Annotated in this window: 18 protein-coding genes; 10 read left to right on the top strand and 8 right to left on the bottom strand. The window is 46.9% G+C overall.

Annotated elements, in window-relative coordinates; translation table 11 throughout:
• Positions 1-458: 458 nt before the first annotated feature.
• Positions 459-854 carry a tail fiber assembly protein gene (locus GPJ68_RS18730; protein ID WP_019077477.1) on the top strand — a complete coding sequence of 132 codons (396 nt, stop codon included), beginning with the start codon at positions 459-461 and terminating at the stop codon, positions 852-854.
• 65 nt (positions 855-919) lie between these two features.
• Here GPJ68_RS18730 and GPJ68_RS18725 read toward each other — a convergent pair whose 3' ends face one another.
• A complete protein-coding gene (locus tag GPJ68_RS18725) occupies positions 920-1,939 on the bottom strand; it encodes an acyltransferase (protein ID WP_019077476.1) in 1,020 nt (339 codons plus the stop codon).
• 306 nt (positions 1,940-2,245) lie between these two features.
• Here GPJ68_RS18725 and GPJ68_RS18720 point away from each other — a divergent pair, with 306 nt between their 5' ends.
• From GPJ68_RS18720 to GPJ68_RS18685, 8 genes are all read left to right on the top strand, one after another.
• Complete coding sequence (locus GPJ68_RS18720) at positions 2,246-3,418, top strand: phage tail sheath protein (RefSeq protein ID WP_075145808.1); 1,173 nt, start codon at positions 2,246-2,248, stop codon at positions 3,416-3,418.
• Between the two features lie 9 nt (positions 3,419-3,427).
• On the top strand, positions 3,428-3,943 hold the full coding sequence (locus GPJ68_RS18715; protein WP_016150797.1) for a phage major tail tube protein: 516 nt from the start codon (positions 3,428-3,430) through the stop codon (positions 3,941-3,943).
• A 54-nt stretch (positions 3,944-3,997) separates the two neighbouring features.
• Entirely contained in the window at positions 3,998-4,300 is a 303-nt protein-coding gene (locus GPJ68_RS18710) for a phage tail assembly protein (protein ID WP_019077474.1), read from the top strand.
• Positions 4,301-4,314: 14 nt separating this feature from the next.
• The gene (locus GPJ68_RS18705) at positions 4,315-4,434 is read left to right on the top strand and encodes a GpE family phage tail protein (RefSeq protein WP_001397628.1); all 120 of its coding nucleotides are present in this window, start codon (positions 4,315-4,317) and stop codon (positions 4,432-4,434) included.
• Entirely contained in the window at positions 4,427-7,492 is a 3,066-nt protein-coding gene (locus GPJ68_RS18700) for a phage tail tape measure protein (protein WP_019077473.1), read from the top strand. Before GPJ68_RS18705 ends, GPJ68_RS18700 begins: the two co-directional genes overlap by 8 nt.
• Positions 7,489-7,974, top strand: coding sequence for a phage tail protein (locus tag GPJ68_RS18695; protein WP_019077472.1), 486 nt, complete (start codon positions 7,489-7,491; stop codon positions 7,972-7,974). The genes GPJ68_RS18700 and GPJ68_RS18695 overlap by 4 nt, the downstream gene beginning before the upstream one ends.
• Complete coding sequence (locus GPJ68_RS18690) at positions 7,971-9,071, top strand: phage late control D family protein (protein ID WP_019077471.1); 1,101 nt, start codon at positions 7,971-7,973, stop codon at positions 9,069-9,071. Before GPJ68_RS18695 ends, GPJ68_RS18690 begins: the two co-directional genes overlap by 4 nt.
• Before the next feature lie 68 nt (positions 9,072-9,139).
• Positions 9,140-9,358, top strand: coding sequence for an ogr/Delta-like zinc finger family protein (locus GPJ68_RS18685; RefSeq protein ID WP_000980498.1), 219 nt, complete (start codon positions 9,140-9,142; stop codon positions 9,356-9,358).
• A 605-nt stretch (positions 9,359-9,963) separates the two neighbouring features.
• On the opposite strand, the gene GPJ68_RS18680 is transcribed toward GPJ68_RS18685, so the two are convergent.
• The 6 genes from GPJ68_RS18680 to GPJ68_RS18655 form a co-directional block, all read right to left on the bottom strand.
• A complete protein-coding gene (locus GPJ68_RS18680) occupies positions 9,964-11,688 on the bottom strand; it encodes a retron Ec67 family RNA-directed DNA polymerase/endonuclease (RefSeq protein WP_033811214.1) in 1,725 nt (574 codons plus the stop codon).
• Between the two features lie 250 nt (positions 11,689-11,938).
• Positions 11,939-12,760, bottom strand: a complete 822-nt coding sequence (locus tag GPJ68_RS18675; protein ID WP_069904181.1) for a DUF932 domain-containing protein — start codon at positions 12,758-12,760, stop codon at positions 11,939-11,941.
• 74 nt (positions 12,761-12,834) lie between these two features.
• Positions 12,835-13,263, bottom strand: coding sequence for a hypothetical protein (locus GPJ68_RS18670; protein ID WP_033811212.1), 429 nt, complete (start codon positions 13,261-13,263; stop codon positions 12,835-12,837).
• 35 nt (positions 13,264-13,298) lie between these two features.
• A complete protein-coding gene (locus GPJ68_RS18665) occupies positions 13,299-13,478 on the bottom strand; it encodes a hypothetical protein (protein WP_033811211.1) in 180 nt (59 codons plus the stop codon).
• A 50-nt stretch (positions 13,479-13,528) separates the two neighbouring features.
• Positions 13,529-14,332: a hypothetical protein gene (locus GPJ68_RS18660; RefSeq protein WP_033811210.1), complete on the bottom strand. Its 804-nt coding sequence runs from the start codon at positions 14,330-14,332 to the stop codon at positions 13,529-13,531.
• A 19-nt stretch (positions 14,333-14,351) separates the two neighbouring features.
• Positions 14,352-14,786, bottom strand: coding sequence for a hypothetical protein (locus GPJ68_RS18655; protein ID WP_033811209.1), 435 nt, complete (start codon positions 14,784-14,786; stop codon positions 14,352-14,354).
• A 582-nt stretch (positions 14,787-15,368) separates the two neighbouring features.
• On the opposite strand from GPJ68_RS18655, the gene GPJ68_RS18650 reads away from it, so the two are divergent.
• Positions 15,369-16,004 carry an inovirus Gp2 family protein gene (locus tag GPJ68_RS18650; RefSeq protein WP_052011701.1) on the top strand — a complete coding sequence of 212 codons (636 nt, stop codon included), beginning with the start codon at positions 15,369-15,371 and terminating at the stop codon, positions 16,002-16,004.
• A 379-nt stretch (positions 16,005-16,383) separates the two neighbouring features.
• Here the strand turns inward: GPJ68_RS18650 and GPJ68_RS18645 are convergent, their stop codons facing one another.
• Positions 16,384-17,949, bottom strand: a complete 1,566-nt coding sequence (locus GPJ68_RS18645) for a DUF3987 domain-containing protein (protein WP_064757807.1) — start codon at positions 17,947-17,949, stop codon at positions 16,384-16,386.
• Positions 17,950-18,072: the final 123 nt, after the last annotated feature.

Raw genomic sequence — 18,072 nt, 5'->3', positions numbered from 1 at the left:
CGCTGGCGGAGCTGAAACCGGCTAAAGGAAAGTTTCCATATTTCACTGCTGAAAAAACAGCAGCTTTGGCAGACCTGAGTGATTTTGTTCGCCCTATGTTGAGTAAAGTAGATGTAGTCGGCGTTCTTCAATATCTTGGTTTGAGAAATGCAATCAATGGTACGAGTAAACTGATCCGTATTCCTGGATTTATTGATGGTGTTGCTGGGGAATATGTTATTCAAATGCAACAGATACAAAGTAACTCGTCCAGTGGTGTGATAGTTTTTCCAGAGGCGTTTAATCACGAGTGCCTCATTGTCTTAGCTATAGATTATGCCTCGTCAGTTACAGATAATTCACGAGTGCGTTTGGGCATTCCAACAAAATTTCAGTGTGAATGGATTGGCCAGACTATGGCAATCAATCCATCACCAGTTTCTCCATCTTCATGGGCTTGGTTAGCAATAGGATATTAAATGAAATATTTCACTGCCGTTCCATTAGGTTTATATAATAGTGAGAGTAATGATGTTCCAGAAAACGCAATTCCTATTGCTGATGAATTATACCAAGAACTAATTGAAGGTCAGGGTAAGGGGCGTTTTATTCAGGCGGATAATAATGGAAAGCCAATTCTTGTTGATGGGGTTTCAGTAACTGATGAACAACAACTTAATCAGATTGCAAATCAGAAGCAATTTCTTCTGAATAAGGCCAATGCGGAGATTGCATGGAGACAAGATGCTTTTGATATGGATATTGCAACGGAGGAAGAAGTTTCAGCATTAAAATTATGGAAAGAATATAGGATTACATTGATGAGGATGGAAATCTCTACCGTTACAGACATCAGTTGGCCAAATCAACCGTAAATAATTGTATGTAATTATCGCACCAGTTTGCATCAACTGGTGCGATGTGGCATGTTTTGCTTAGCTCATAATACTTTATCCAGTATTGGGATTTTCTTTAAAATAAAAGTTACTACAAGGCTGGTAAGAAAAATCAACACTGCAATAAATATGGTGCTAAAGAATGATAAATTCATATCTTGATTTTTAAATGAAAATTTTATGAATGCTTCAAGGATGAATATGTGAATGCAATATATCCCTAATGTATACTTAGGAATAAAAGATATAATTATATTTGAATCTTTAATCGTTTTGGATATGTTCAGTAAAAAAAAGAATAATGAAGCGGATGCAATTATCACCAAGGGTGAAAGGTTGGAGTAAAATAACGCATTTGGTTTTTGATTGTACTCACTCCAGTATGATGTTATCCATGCGGTTATTAAACTAGATGAAATGAATATTAATAGGGAAATAGTTGTGATTAATTTGTTGCCATAAGGAATGGATGCTCGCGCAATTACTTTGCCAAGAAGAAGGTAACCTGTCAGGTTTATGAAGGTCGATAATTGATAGTTATTTATGAATAAATCGACATTTAAATTAAGAACTTTATCTAAAATAGAGAATATTGACAAGAAAAACCATATTGCTATATATGCCAAGGAATATTTTAGATGAGAGTTACAATAAAATGCACTCAGTACCGGGAGTGTTAAGTAGAAACCAATGCAGGCATATAAATACCATAGGTGATATTTTATTGGTGCTTTAGCGATTGTTAGACACCAGTCAATAATATTATTAAATTGTAGGTCGTCTGCGAATGTATAAAAAATAGACCAAAATAATAAACAATATACTATTTTGATAATGCGACGAATAGGTTTAACTGATTTCTGTTGTATAAGAAGGGTACCCGTAATCATTATGAAAAGAGGTACGCATACTCTAGTAAAAGAGTCAATAATATTAGCGGTTTGCCAGTTTTCACCATTTTCGTAAAAACCATAACCGGCAATGTGTAGAATAACAACCAAAATGCAAGCTGTTGAACGAGTAAAATTAATGCCTTTTGACAAGTCTTTTTCTATGCATTCCATCAGATCACCGAGCTTGCTTTATTAAGTTACTTAGGACTCAAATATTGATTTTGCAATATTATCCGAATTTTCTCTAACATTCCATCTTTGAATTTGTTGATGATATATCACAGTTCTATTTTTGTTGGGGGTTTCTTAAGTTGGTTTAAGTCAGATGCTTGAGTAAGCAATAAACTTAAATCAAATCCAGCAAGTTCTTTTTTTTCTCGTTTACATTGTGTCATAACCAGTACAATGCATCGTACGTGCTAAGCATACATCTAAGACTGAACATAAGGCATCCCTGTCAACCGGAGATAATGCCTTATGGCTCAGGATTACCACCACGGGGTGCGCGTTGTTGAAGTCAACGACGGCACCCGCTCCCTCACCACGGTAAGCACTGCTATCGTGGGTATGGTCTGTACCGGCGATGATGCTGATGCGTCCGTGTTCCCTCTCAATAAGCCAGTTCTGCTGACGGATGTGCTGGAGGCCAGCGGTAAAGCAGGCGAGTCCGGCACGCTGGCCCGTTCGCTGGATGCGATTGCCGACCAGTCAAAACCCGTGACGGTTGTTGTGCGTGTGGCGCAGGGCGAAACCGAAGCGGAAACCACCTCCAATATTATCGGTGGTGTCACGTCCGACGGTAAAAAAACGGGTATGAAAGCGCTGCTTTCTGCGCAGTCGCAGCTGAAAGTTAAGCCGCGCATTCTCGGTGTGCCGGGGCATGACACACAGGCGGTAGCCACTGAGCTGATGAGTGTGGCGCAGAGTCTGCGCGGTTTTGCTTATCTGTCCGCCTATGGCTGCAAGACGGTGGAAGAAGCCATTGCTTACCGGGACAATTTCAGCCAGCGCGAGGGGATGCTGATCTGGCCTGATTTCATCAACTTTGACACCGTTCTGAAAGCCGATGCAACGGCTTTTGCTACCGCCCGTGCGCTCGGTCTGCGCGCCAAAATAGACGAACAGACCGGATGGCACAAAACCCTGTCCAACGTGGGTGTGAATGGCGTCACCGGTCTTTCCGCTGATGTATTCTGGGATCTGCAGGACCCGGCAACGGACGCGGGGCTGCTGAACCAGAACGACGTCACCACGTTGATCTGCAAAGACGGCTTCCGCTTCTGGGGTTCCCGCTGCCTCAGTGACGATCCCTTGTTTGCGTTTGAGAACTACACCCGCACGGCGCAGGTACTGGCTGACACGATTGCAGAGGGGCATATGTGGGCGGTGGATAAGCCACTGAATCCGTCACTGGCCCGCGACATTATCGAAGGTATCCGCGCCAAATTACGCAGCCTGGTGAATCAGGGATACCTCATCGGGGCGGACTGCTGGCTGGATGAGTCAGTGAACGATAAAGACTCCCTGAAAGACGGGAAACTCACCATCGACTACGACTACACGCCTGTGCCGCCGCTTGAAAATCTGATGCTGCGCCAGCGCATCACCGATCGCTACCTGGTCGATTTTGCCAGCCGTGTCAGTGCATAAGGGGGATACATGGCATTACCACGCAAGTTAAAACACCTGAACCTGTTCAACGACGGGAACAACTGGCAGGGGATCGTTGAGTCCCTGACTCTGCCGAAATTCACCCGCAAGTTTGAGAAGTATCGCGGCGGCGGTATGCCGGGCGCGGTGGATGTGGATATGGGGCTGGATGACGGCGCACTGGACACGGAATTTTCAATCGGCGGCACCGAACTGTTGTTATTCAAGCAGATGGGCAAGGCAACCGTTGACGGCATCCAGCTGCGTTTCACCGGCTCTATTCAGCGTGACGATACCGGCGAAGTGCAGGCCATTGAGCTGGTTGTGCGCGGGCGTCATAAAGAAGTGGATTCCGGCGAGTGGAAAACCGGCGAGAGCAGCACCACCAAAGTCAGCAGCACCAACAGCTACGCGAAGCTGACCATTAACGGCGAAGTGCTCTATGAGGTTGATCTGGTCAACATGATTGAAATCGTTGACGGCGTGGACCTGATGGAAGCACACCGTAACGCCCTTGGCCTCTGATTTAACTTAACGGCGCGGTGATCCGCGGCAGTATCTGATTAACAGGAAACGAACATGAGCGACAAGCTGACTGAAAAAACCGTACAACTGGATACGCCAGTCATGCGCGGTAAAACCCAAATCACCGAAATTGTGCTGCGTAAGCCGCAGTCCGGTGCGCTGCGCGGCACCCGCCTGCAGGCCATTATGGATATGGACGTGGGGGCCATGATGACAGTGATCCCGCGTATTTCCACCCCAACGCTGACCGCACAGGAAATGGCTGAACTGGACCCCGCCGATCTCACCGCGCTGTCGGTCGAGGTGGTGACTTTTTTGTTGAAGAAGTCGGTGCTTGCCGGTTTACCGACAGCCTGACGATTGATGACCTGGTGGCGGATATCGCCACCATCTTTCACTGGTCGCCGTCCATCACTGACGTTATGCCGCTGACTGAGGTGCTGGAGTGGCGGCACAAAGCGATTCAGAGAAGCGGGGCCAGCGATGAGTGACAATAACCTGCGTCTGCAGGTGATTCTGAATGCGGTTGACAAGCTCACCCGCCCATTTCGATCCGCGCAGGCCAGCTCAAAAGAGCTGGCTGCCGCTATTCAGCAAAGCCGCGCCCGGCTGAAAGAGTTAGATTCTCAGGCGGGCAGAATTGATGGCTTCCGTAAGGCCAGCGCGCAGCTGGCAGTCACAGGTAACAGCCTTAAAGCCGCCCGCGAAGAAGCGGCAAAACTCGCCACGCAGTTTACTGCGACCAACCGCCCGACGGCAGCACAGGCCAGACTGCTTGAGCAGGCTAAAAATCGCGTCACCGATTTACAGGGAAAATATAACGGGCTGCGTCAGTCAGTGCAGCGTCAGCGCCTTGCGCTGAATGAGGCAGGGCTTGATACAAAGAAACTGAGCAGCGCACAGCGTGAGCTACGGCAGAACGCCGATGAAACCCGACTGGCACTGGAGCGACAGCAAAAATCCCTGAAACGCCTGGGTGAACAGCAAGCGAGAATGAATGCGGTTCGTGATCAGTATTCGCGCCGTCTTGAGGTTCGGGATCGCATAGCCGGAGCCGGAGCCACCACTACGGCTGCCGGGCTGGCAATGGGTGCGCCGGTTATGGCTGCAGTGAAAAGCTACGCCAGCATGGAAGATGCCATGAAAGGCGTGGCAAAGCAGGTAAACGGGCTGCGGGACGATAACGGCAACCGTACAAAACAGTTTTATGACATGCAGGATGCCATCAAGGCCGCCAGTGAACAACTGCCGATGGAGAATGGCGCTATAGATTATGCCGCGCTGGTTGAAGGGGGCGCGCGTATGGGCGTGACCAACCAGGACGATCCCTTTGAGGACCAGAAACGTGACCTGCTGGCCTTTGCATCCACGGCGGCAAAAGCTGCAACGGCCTTTGAGCTGCCCGCCGATGAGCTGGCGGAAGGATTGGGGAAAATCGCGCAGCTCTATAAAGTGCCGACGCGCAATATTGAACAACTGGGCGATGCGCTGAACTACCTGGACGATAACGCCATGTCAAAGGGTGGGGACATTATCAACGTCCTGCAGCGTATGGGGGGCGTGGCTGACCGCCTTGACTTCCGAAAGGCTGCTGCGTTGGGTTCAACATTCCTTTCTCTTGGGGCTGCCCCGGAAATTGCCGCCAGCGCCTCTAATGCCATGGTGCGTGAGCTGTCCATTGCCACCATGCAAAGCAAGCGCTTCTTTGAAGGTATGAACCTGCTGAAACTCAATCCTGCGGAGATTGAAAAGCAGATGACCACCGATGCCATGGGCACCATTCAGCGGGTTCTGGAGAAGGTCAACAATCTGCCGCAGGACAAGCGCCTGTCAGCCATGACAATGATTTTTGGTAAAGAGTTTGGCGATGATGCGGCAAAGCTGGCTAACAACCTGCCGGAGCTGCAGCGTCAGCTGAAACTCACATCAGGCAGTGGTGCTAATGGCTCCATGCAGAAAGAATCCGACATTAACAAGGATTCATTGTCTGCGCAGTGGTTGCTGGTTAAGACGGGCGCGCAGAACGCTTTCAGCAGCCTGGGGGAAACGTTGCGTCAGCCGCTGATGGATATTATGGGCATGGTTAAGGATGTGACTGGGGCGCTGCGTCGCTGGGTGGAGCAGAATCCCGTGCTGGCTGGCACGCTGATGAAATTGGCGGCGGCTACGGCGGTGATCACTGTCGGGCTGGGTACACTTGCCGTGGCGGTGGCTGCTGTGCTGGGGCCGGTTGCGGTGATCCGGTTTGGCCTGTCTGTGCTGGGTGTAAAAACATTACCTTCCGTTGCTGCAGCAGTAACACGTACTGGCAGTGCCCTGTCATGGCTGGCAGGTGCGCCACTTTCTCTGTTGCGTAGGGGGATGGCGTCATCCGGTGGCAGTGTCGGGTTGCTGAGTGCCCCGTTTAATTCTCTGCGTCGCTCAGCCGGAATAGCGGGTAATGCACTGAAAACGGTGGCAGGTGCGCCGCTTGCCATGTTCCGTGCCGGTATGTCAGGCATCCGTGGTGTTATCGGTATGGTGATGAACCCGCTGGCGGTGTTGCGGGGTGGGCTGACAGCTGCCGGTGGCGTATTGCGTTTTCTTGTTTCTGGTCCGCTGGCATTACTTCGCGGCGCGCTGTTTGGCATTTCTGGCCTGCTGGGCGCGCTGCTCAGTCCGATAGGGCTGGTTGTGGCTGCGCTGGCTGGTGTGGCGCTGGTTGTGTGGAAATACTGGCAGCCCATCGGTGCATTTCTGGGGGGCGTGGTGGAAGGGTTCAAAGCCGCTGCAGCACCCATCAGCGCCGCCTTTGAGCCGCTCAGACCCGTGTTTCAGTGGATTGGTGACAGGGTGCAGGCATTGTGGGGCTGGTTCAGTGATTTACTCACGCCGGTTAAATCCACTTCCGAAGAACTGAACAGCGCAGCTGCAATGGGGCGCCGGTTTGGTGAGGCGCTGGCTGAAGGTCTGAATATGGTGATGCACCCGCTGGAATCACTTAAATCCGGTGTGTCGTGGCTGCTGGAAAAGCTCGGTATTGTCAGTAAGGAGGCGGCAAAGGCGAAACTGCCCGCGCAGGTTACGCAGCAGCAGCCCGCCACGGTGAACAGTGACGGCAAAGTGTTGCTGCCGCCCGGCGGGTTCCCGGCTTACGCGGGGATGTATGACACGGGCGGGATCATTCCAAGCGGGCAGTTTGGCATTGTTGGAGAAAATGGCCCTGAAATTGTGAACGGACCAGCAAATGTCACCAGCAGGCGGCGTACTGCTGCGCTTGCCTCTGTCGTTGCTGGCGTGATGGGGGTAGCTGCGACACCTGCAGAAGCGGCTCCGCTTCATCCCTTCAGTCTGCCTGCGAGTGCATACCAGACACAGCCTGTTAAGGCAGACAGCCCGCCGTCGGTTATTCGTTATGAGATAAATGCGCCCATTCATATCGTCGCGCAGCCGGGGCAGAGTGCGCAGGATATTGCCCGTGAAGTGGCACGCCAGCTTGACGAGCGGGAACGCAGGGCGAGGGCAAAAGCGCGCAGCAATTTCAGCGATCAGGGGGGATATGAATCATGATGATGGTGCTGGGTTTATATGTATTTATGTTGCGCACTGTCCCTTATCAGGAACTGCAGTATCAGCGCAGCTGGCGACATGCAGCCAACAGCCGGGTGAACCGCCGCCCGTCAACGCAGTTTCTTGGCCCGGATAATGATTCACTGACACTGTCCGGGGTCCTGCTGCCGGAAGTGACCGGAGGCAGGCTGTCATTGCTGGCGCTGGAGTTGATGGCAGAGCAGGGCAAAGCCTGGCCTTTGATTGAAGGTAGCGGAACCATTTACGGCATGTTTGTTATTGAAAGTCTGAGCCAGACAAAGACGGAGTTTTTTACCAGCGGCATGCCCAGGCGCATTGAGTTTACGATCACCCTCAAACGGGTTGATGAGTCGCTGTCTGACATGTTCGGGAGTCTGAGTGACCAGCTCAGTAACCTGCAGGACTCTGCAGCGTCTGCGATTGGGGGGATTAAAAACACGGCTGGAGGATTGCTTCAGTGAACGTTAATTCTGATCTCCTGAATCTGAACAGCAAAAGCCCCGCATTCAGTATCGTCATTGAAGGTAAGGACGTGACGACCGTGCTGGATACCCGCCTTATGAGTCTGACGCTGACGGATAACCGGGGGTTTGAAGCGGACCAGCTTGATCTGGAGCTGGACGACGCCGACGGGCTGATCGCCCTGCCGCGACGTGGGGCAGTGATTCAGCTGGCGCTGGGCTGGAAAGGCCAGCCGCTTTTTCCTAAAGGGGCTTTTACCGTGGATGAAATCGAACACTGCGGTGCCCCTGACCGGCTGACCATCCGGGCGCGAAGCGCAGATTTCCGTGAAACCCTCAATACACGGCGCGAAAAATCATGGCATCAGACAACGGTAGGGGAGGTGGTAAAGGAAATAGCCGCCCGGCATAACCTCAAAATGGCGCTGGGTAAAGACCTGACGGATAAGGCGCTGGATCATCTGGACCAGACCAATGAAAGCGATGCAAGTTTTCTGATGAAACTGGCGAGACAGTATGGGGCGATTGCTTCCGTTAAGGACGGGAATCTGCTGTTTATCCGGCAGGGACAGGGAAGAACGGCGAGCGGCAAGCCGCTGCCGGTTATCACCATCACGCGCAAAGCCGGTGACGGTCATCGGTTCACCCTTGCTGATCGTGGTGCCTATACCGGTGTTATTGCCAGCTGGTTGCATACGCGTGAACCCAGGAAAAAAGAGACAACCAGTGTTAAGCGTCGTCGAAAGAAAACCACCACACCCAAAGAGCCGGAAGCAAAACAGGGCGATTATCTGGTGGGAACGGATGAAAACGTGCTGGTTCTTAATCGTACCTACGCCAACCGGAGCAATGCAGAGCGCGCAGCAAAAATGCAGTGGGAACGTCTGCAGCGTGGGGTTGCTTCATTTTCCCTGCAGCTCGCTGAGGGGCGGGCTGATCTCTATACGGAAATGCCGGTGAAGGTTACAGGGTTTAAGCAGCAGATCGATGATGCAGAATGGACCATTACCACCCTGACGCATTCTGTCAGCCCGGATAATGGATTTACGACCAGCATGGAGCTTGAAGTAAAGATTGATGATCTTGAAATTGAATAATTGGTTCTCAGTATTGAATAATGATGTATCATTATTGCGACTACGGCAAGAGTGGTGGGATAACAGCGATGATGAACTGTCCAGAGTGCGGTCATGCAGCACATACCAGAAGCAGCTTTCAGGTATCAGCTACGACAAAAGAACGTTACAACCAGTGCCAAAATATAAATTGTGGCTGTACGTTCGTTACTCATGAAACGTTTGTACGGCACATTATAAAACCGAATCTAATTTCTTCTGCGCCGCCACATCCTGGAAAAGGTGGTCAAGGCCACATGAGTTTCTGAACAGAACCCGCTTTAATGGCGGGTTTTTTGTTGCCGCCAGTCCGACACTCTGTCGCCATTTTGCCGCCATCACCAAAGAAAAAGGGGCTACGTTTTCACGTAACCCCTTGTTTTATTTGGTGGGCTGGCGGAGTCTGAATTGGTGCTGTAATTGGTTGAAATATTTAATCTAATCTCTGATTCAACTTTCCTTGGGTGCCTATATAGGTGCCTAAAAGTTTTTTCACGCCTTTAGAGGGGAAATAAATGAAGGATGGGTAAGGGGGCTTACACAATTTACGTGCTCATCAGCCTGGTAGCTTGTCTATCTCTGAGAATATCGGTCGCGGTCAGAAATGGTGTGTCGTTAAGCGCTAGGACGTGATGATGTTTTGCAGACAAGTGAACATCTGTTGCGGGACTCGAGCCGCGGACTGGCATGGACATCTCTAACGAGTATCGCCTCACCTCAATCTGGTCGCTGCTTTAGTGATTGGATTGAGTTGTAAAAGTTGTCGCCCGCTGGTATCGCCAGCGGGGATCCTAAATTGTACGTACTCAAAGTTACAATTTCTTCAATCAGAACGTATTGATTATTATAATCAACATTTTTAAGATGGTTCCAATTAAGGTTTCCTTGAAGCATTGTGATCAATTATTTCGTTGATTGATTCAAAAATGTAGTTAAAGTTCGAAAAATTAATTGTTTTACGTTGCTTTAACACCACGCCAGTAGCAAAAAACTCTTTGCCATATTCATTATCTTTGCATTTTGCATTCGTTCGATTAAATACTTTCCCCCCCAGTTTGGTTTGTAAGACCGAACTGTGGAAAAGATCCTCCATCGAACTATCATTTAATCCATTGAGAGGGGTAAAGATTAAATACAAATTCTTTGTAACCCAAATCCATTTTTGATTTCTTAACTCATCTTTCGATAAAGTAATGTTAGGGAATGCTTTCCCTATTAAAGTTTGGAAGATCCCATTAGATCCACCACTACCCGAGTCATTATCTAAAACAATAATGACAGGTTTTTGATCGGCGATTGCTTTAAACGCATTTGTCTTTTTTTCATAGCCAACAATGAAGTCTTTAAGGTGTGATGCTCCACCATCTAAGTTTAAAAAATACTTACTTTTAGTGGTGTTTTTGAAGAATTTAACTCCATAGTCTCGTACGGTTTTATTACCCATTTTTTTATTACCAATCAGGTTAGGGTAATTTGCTGATAAAGAATCCAGAGCTACTCGCAAGTACGTAATGTCCGTCTTTCCCTCAGTCAAGATAGTTGGCTTTGGGTTTGCCCAAAAAGCAGAATAGTAAAGGAAATCAGAATATACATTTTCTCGTTTGTTAAGCGAGGTTTTAATGATATGAGGAAGTCTATTATTGTGTTTGTCGACATAATCAATAAAGCTAAGCATCCCACCTAACTCATTGATATTACCTGCTCTTTGTTCGCGTGTTTTTTTGTCTGTTAATGTGTATCCCCCTTTAGTAAACAGACTGTGTGCCATTGCGCGAATTTTTTTGGCATATTTATTATCGACATTTACAAACCTATTAACTGTCAACCCCGTAACCTCTTGACGGCATTTTCTGTCAAAAAGTCTTAATTTATTAAGATTTATTTGAAAACCTGAAGAAATTATTTCCTTTAGAAATTTTTTATTTAAATCTATGGAGTTCTCGTTGTGGGATTTAATAATATTCCGAGGGAACTCTTTTTTATTGGTAGATATTGTTATATCGTCGGCATATCGTGTATATGTACAACCTACACGATTGCACAAGTTACTTAGCCGCCTATCTAAAGAAACTAGAATTAAATTGGTTATGACGGGAGAGCAGGGACTTCCCTGTGGTAACTTATCTTGATGACAGGCGATTTTAGCTATTAAAGTAGAAAGCTCTGTGTTAAGAGAAAAGTTTTTATTTTTTAGAAAGTAACCTCTAACTCTTCCAAAATTAAATTCATCAAAGAAATTGCTCAAGTCAATATTTAAAACCCATTTCTTTGACTTATGTTTTTCTGCATTTGTAATAATACTACGATTGCGTTCAAATCCATGGGAGAAATTATTATCTTCTTTTGAGTTTTCTCGAATGTTATTTAAGCAATCTTGAAGTAAGTCGGAAAGTCTACTTTGAATTTCTTTGAGTTCAGGATCTGGGGCTGATATGTGTCTATCACTACCATTCTTTTTTTTAATAGTGAATTGTGAATAAAGATTATCTGTATTTCTTATGTATATGACGCGCGTCATAAATACGGGATCAATTCCTAAAAGCCGTGCTAAATCGGGTTTGGAATTACATGATTTTAATTTATCTAGGCGGGTAGTCATCACTGCTCCTTGAATAGCGGTGTGCAGGCACTCTTACGCACTTTTACAATATTATCAGCAAATACTGCTATGAGAATCATAGCAGCGAGAGCTTGAGCCCTTGAAATCAAGAATTGCGAAACACAATTCAAAATTCTGCCTGCACACCAGTCTTGAATATTCCACACATTCCTTATGATTTCAACAGGATTCTCCGCTAAATGAATGTCTTAACAATTGTTCACGCGTTCCTAATCGGCAATACGCTGCATTACTTCATGCTATCCAGCAGACTTTCTGCCATTACCCACAGGGCACGATTGAGCTTCACATCCCCGTCGATGCCTTTAACGGCACGTGTATGGGAGCGTTGACCTTTGGTCGTTCGCCCCGACAGACCGCCTTTAATCAGGTTTTCCTGAATACGCTGGTAAGTGGTCCAGAGATCATTGCTTTCGTCCTGCCAGCGGCGAGGAGAAAGTATCTGTGATTCCGTCACCGGCTGATGATCTTCGCCAAAGCGATAGGTTAAAGCCGCTTTCGCCATGGCCTGCTGTGCAGGTGGCGGTAATATCAGCGACTGCATGGCATCACGTTTCTCTTCCACCCGGTCAAAAATCCCCAGCACTTCATAAGCCCCTTCAATGACTTTCTCCACTACGTTGCCTTTATGCGGCACGCGCACCTCACCAAAGCTCTCACCACAAATCAGCCCATTCTGGCAAACCGATCTGAATAACCCCGGCAACATTTGGTATGAGCTTGAACCGTCATGGCTGTTAAGCAGAATTATTTCTGGCACCTGTTTGCCGGTGATTTGCCCTTCGCGGCGCAGGCGCAGCATGTGTTTGGTGTGCTCTCGCTTGCTCTGGTCCCGAACTCGGGTCTGGCAGGCAAAGAATGGCTGGAAGCCTTCGCGTTGTAAGTTTTCTAGCAGGGAAATAGTCGGGATATAGGTGTACCTGTCACTGCGGGATTCATGTTTTTCTTCGCTGAATACACTTGGCACATAGTGCGCCAGCTCATCGCGGGTTAACGGGCGGTCGCGACGAACGAGATTGACCGCACCAAAGCGGCTGGCTAAACGGGTCATAAAAACTCCTGTAGAAAATGGGCATAAAAAAGGCCACCCCGAAGGATGGCCCTGTCTGTTATTAATGAGTCTGATTAGGTCGCTGGTGGTAACGTTGGTTGTAGCGCAGGTGGCACCGGTTCTGCTGAGCCGTGCCTTTCGGCCCGGTAGAGCTGGAGTTGCGCCAGTAACAGGGCTTTGCGTGACTGGAGATAACTCAGGCACCATTCCCTTCGGACAACCAGTCTGACCGGCACAGGCAGAAGCTCATAAGCCTTACTGAACACCGACTCGATAAACACATCGTCACTGAGTTTATCTTCGGCAATATTCAGCAAACCGCTGATAACGATACTGTCGAGCAATCGCTTATATCGGGTAGTACGAGATTCAGCCCCTTTTGTCGTTTGTTCACTGACATTTACTTCTACCTGCTCAACCGGGTTATCAATGGAGGAGACATTTCGCTGCTTACTGACTTTCTCTTTCAGTCCCTTGAGTTTCCCCTGGGTATTTTCAGACATATTGCTTTTATCCTCTGAGCTTGCAGCAAGGGAGATCAGGCAAGTGTGGCGAGTTTTTTGATGATGCGTATCAGACTTAGTGTGGTGAGGCTGGATCCTAGTGCTTTAACCGCAACAGAATTGCTGCGCATCAATGCCACACCGGCAACACTCAAAACAAGTTGCCAGGTACAGTCCACGGTTGGTAGCGTTTCCTGCTGTAATGTTTTTCCCACTGAACCTCCGTTAGCTGAATGCCGAATAAAAAGTTATCTCACTGATAAGGTTATTTATAACCATTGGGAACCCACTGGCCCTGCTTACGGATATCAGTAATGATGTCTCCCTGGTTGACTGAAATTGTGCGCCAGCCCGGCTCTTTACTGGAGGCATTACCGTAGGTGTACCCTACTGTCATAGTGAGTGCTTCACCCGTCGTGGTGGTTAAGTCAGCTTCATATGCCGCTTCGGTATTTTGTTTGCGGATGAAACGCACGGTATTAATGGCACGACAACGCAGACTACTTTTGGCATGTTCAAATGAGTTATCCGCCATCTGGCAACCTTCAGATTTAATTTCATCCGTCAGGCTTGTTGAAGCATTAAAGTTTTTAGGAGCAGGTACGAAATTCGCCATATCGCTGCGCATTGTTGGCGGATCTGTCTGAAGCACAAGATAAACAGGACAATCTGATTTTTCGACTTCACAGGCTTTTGCCACATAATCACGTACCAGCCAGCCTTTATTGCCGAAATATTCAGCACCGCTCTCGTCTTTACATTGTGACCACGTGGCTTTTTGTCCCATCATCACGCCGTCTACAAGGACGCAGGTGACAGCTTTTACAGGCTTGCCGTCCCAGCGAACAGCGTCAAAAGGTTGAATGCCGGTATGATTCACATCAAGTGTATAAGCCTGCGGGTTCTTCGCTATCCGGTCATTTGCCTGTTTCAGTTGATTGCTGCCTTCCTGAGTCAGAAAGAAGGTATAGCGTTCGGGATGTATGTCGCCGTGAATTGTCATTGCAGACGAGACCAAAGGAATAAACAGTGCTGCGGAGCTGAGAGATAAAACAACGAGTTTATGCATAAGGTTTCCTTTCAGTTAATTAATGATTAATACAGTCCTGCCATGTGGTATCAGCCAGCGCCTCATTCAGCCCTTTGGCGCTGAATTTTTTAGATATGGCAGCATTCATAGAGGTCATTTTTATTACGTCTTTTTCACTCGTCGCTTTTAGCGCAGTAAAGGCTGTTTCATCCAGAGGATGGTTCTTACCATTGATACTGACGCCAGGTTCAGAAAGCCCTGTTTGTGACGAGACGCGGTAATCCTCCGCAGGCACGCTGTAAGCAGCAGACAGCTTTCCGCTTGTGCAGGTCAGTGTGAGCACTTCACCTGCGGTATTTTGAGTATTGAGTTCAAACTCCATGGCACTGATGTTCCCGTACCAGTCACTCAATTGCTGGTCAGCCTGTACGGCGCTGGCACTGTGACTAAGCAGCAGTAATCCTGCTAGTGTTGCATGATGGTCTCTGAGCATTTAGCTTCCTTTCCTGATGATTTAAATACAAAAAAGCCCGCTTCCGTTTTCAGGGGAGCAGGCTAATCGTATTGATTAAATGAGCTAGCGGATAATCGTTAATACAGATCAGTTTCCAGGAATTGATCGTTATTATCTATTGCAATATCGATCAATTTACGATAATCAATAGATTTAAACTATCAAGTATTGAATATCGATCGGTGCGATAGATCAACAAGTTTCAGCAACCGAATGACATTCGTCAGACTGATTCATCCGGGTGATATAGGTTTGAAATTATCTGCAATTTGGACGGGGGATAGTGCGTATTTATGACTTAATTTGATGCTGCTTCTGCGACATTAACTTCAGAGTTATATTATGTCAGTTAATTACCTGTTTTACGTGTTTCCTTCTACTATAGCAAAAGTAACATCAGGGCAGTAATTACTGTCTGATACTGTATTATAATAATAAAGATGGAGTAAATATAACAATCATTAACAATACTCACCTTTAACAATCAATACCAGTAGCTGAAGAGTAATTAATTACATGTCAGGTTTATTATATTGAGATGATTATCACAAGGACTAAAACATGAAACCATACATCAGCAGATTACATGGGCCATGTAACCAACATCATATCAACCGTATTCATGATACGTTGAATAAATCACTTAATGAATACCCAAGGACATATATTCGCAGAATAGATTTAAGAATACCCGATGAGGTCTATGAACAATACCGTGAAGATTCTACACTGATAACTAGATTTATGGAGTCACTAAAGTCTCAGATTAAACAAACACAGAAGCGTAAGAGAATGGAAGGTAAACGAATACATCCCTGCAATGTGCGTTATGTCTGGTCAAGAGAGTTTGGTGAGGTAAAGGGTAAGAAGCATTATCATATTGCATTGATGCTTAATAATGATGCGTACTTTCGCACTGGCACATATTGTCCTGTTGGGGATGTATATATACATAATCTGGCATTGATGATTATGGAAGCATGGGTAAGGGCGTTAAACCTTCATACACAACCTGATTATCAACGGCATTACCGGTCGGTGCATTTTGTGCTGGAGGGAAGTATCATGTTAGATACTAACAGCAAGACCTTTGAGCTTAATTATGCTCAGATATTCCAGCATCTCGAATATATGGCTAAACTCTACTCGAAAAGTAATGCTGATGGTCAGCGTAATTTTGGTTGTAGTCAGTGCTGAGATATTTAAGAGAACCGGTATGCGACAGAATGGAATAGGGCTGTAGCAAGGGCTTAATATCGTTGTAGCAACTCGCGCTGTAACATTCACTTAACGCCGACAGGAGCTGTGCGTTGTAGCAACGTGTTAACAGGGTGATCCGATGGACATTAGTCTGGATGAAGAATGAGCGATTTGGTGTATTTTTACGTCATGCGTATCTCAAAACACCGCTACAACCTGCTACTGTAGCAATTGTAGCTAAGAATAATGCAGGGATGCTTTTGTTTTAAGGCATGAAAGGCCCATGACGCAGAGGAGTCAATGAGCCTGTTGAGTGTGGGTTTTGATAACAATTCAGTAGCATGAGTTGCTATCATGATGCTGCTGATTGAGTGCCTTAGACAATGCTAGACGAATTAATCAGCTTAGGCGCTTGCTGTGGCAAGTATTGAACCGGAGGTGCAGCGAGTGGGGCGTAAAAGCCATTGCTCATGCGCCAGGTAATATACTCGGCTGAATGAGCACTTGTCCGGAATGTGGTAAAAAAACCCGTTCCTGGTTGACCAATGATGTAATTCATCAAAGGTTCAAGTTTGTCGCTGCGGCGGAATTTATTGGGTCCATACTTGATGATGTCATTCTTTTTGAATGGGAGCCAGCCATTGGCAGTAAATTTATTATGAATCCACTGGCGGAGTTCTTCCACATCCTGATAAAACTTATATTCATCAGTGAACTGATAAAACCAAGATACTGCTTGGTTGAGATACCAATCCATGATAAGGGATGCACGCTGAACAACATTGAGTGGAATAATTTCTGTTTCTTGGTCAGAGAAGTAGTGAAGTAACCCTGCAATACGTAATGTATTAGTGTTGGCTTTCTGCAGCATGTAATCAATACAACGCCAACGAGGATCATTTATTGGTAAAGAAATCCAGATATCACGTTTATTTTCCCAAAACTCTGCAGCTTCAGGGGAAAGTTTGAGTGTTTTCTTCTCAGTTTTACCCGAAATGATTTGTTGCTTCTGCTTTTTCAGTAGCTTCTTAATCTGCTCATGAAAAAGAGGTATTGCAGTTTCATCACGGAAAAATGTATTCGAGTGATGACGATGGCCCATGTTCGTGACATTTTTAGTGGGGATATTAGTAAACAGGAAACGGGCTAACAGACCACTATTTAAAAGCTTGTCCTGATTCTTTTTCATGAAATTGAGAAAGAGAGGTCTCTGCAACATTAACGATAATGTCAGTGTCGGTTTAAAACTGCGGGTGACTTGATGGCTACGTTTGTGTTCATAGAGATCACCATCCCAGGCTTTATTAAAAAATGCTGGATTATCTTTCACGCAGGATTCAAAAAAGCAGCTCGCTTCATCGGAGTTCACGGCTGCAGTTGGATATTCACTTAATCCTTCAATGAGTGCAGCTACCGAAGCATCGTTGTAGACAAGGGTGAGCAATACAGGTTTATTGGGCTTCAGGTCCGTATGTAATGTCAGTTCAGCTTCAGCGTCGCTGGGAAAGAGGCGTTTTTTGACTGCGGTACGCAGGTTGCTCTTCAGGGCCTGAAGTTTTGTCTCCCAGACGGCATAATCACGCTCGTATGCAGCCAATTTCTTCTGAAAGGCTTCATCCAACTCAGCTTTCAGCTTGTCGAATGGCTCCCTGAGCAGTTTGTTTACGGTCGATTTACCTGTACCTGAATCTGCCAGAGTCAGGATGTAAAGTGCATCGGGTTCAGGCAAATTAGTAAAAGGATTGATCACTTCAACCAGGGGCTGACAGGCTTCAGATACAGCGGCCAAAGTTACATTGACAGCTAATTCCACCGGAATCTTCCCCCCATCCTGTAGATGGTTAATGGCATTTTGCATCACAGATGTAAACGCCCATACAGGGATGGTTGGGACAGGAATCACCAGATGGTGATATCCTGGCATTAGTGGTAATTGGTTCATCTTTATTTCCTTTGCAGTGAGTTAATTCATCAGGAACATCATCACCGATGCGACTTACCCTGCCAGGTGAAGGCATACAGTGGATGTTCACTGATTACGTGTTAATCCGGTAAGTGCCTTCTC

This window comes from Citrobacter sp. 172116965 (assembly GCF_013458095.1).
Taxonomy (GTDB): domain Bacteria; phylum Pseudomonadota; class Gammaproteobacteria; order Enterobacterales; family Enterobacteriaceae; genus Citrobacter; species Citrobacter braakii.
The sequence above is the reverse complement of the archived record's forward strand: the minus strand, read 5'-3'. Positions and strand labels throughout refer to the sequence as shown.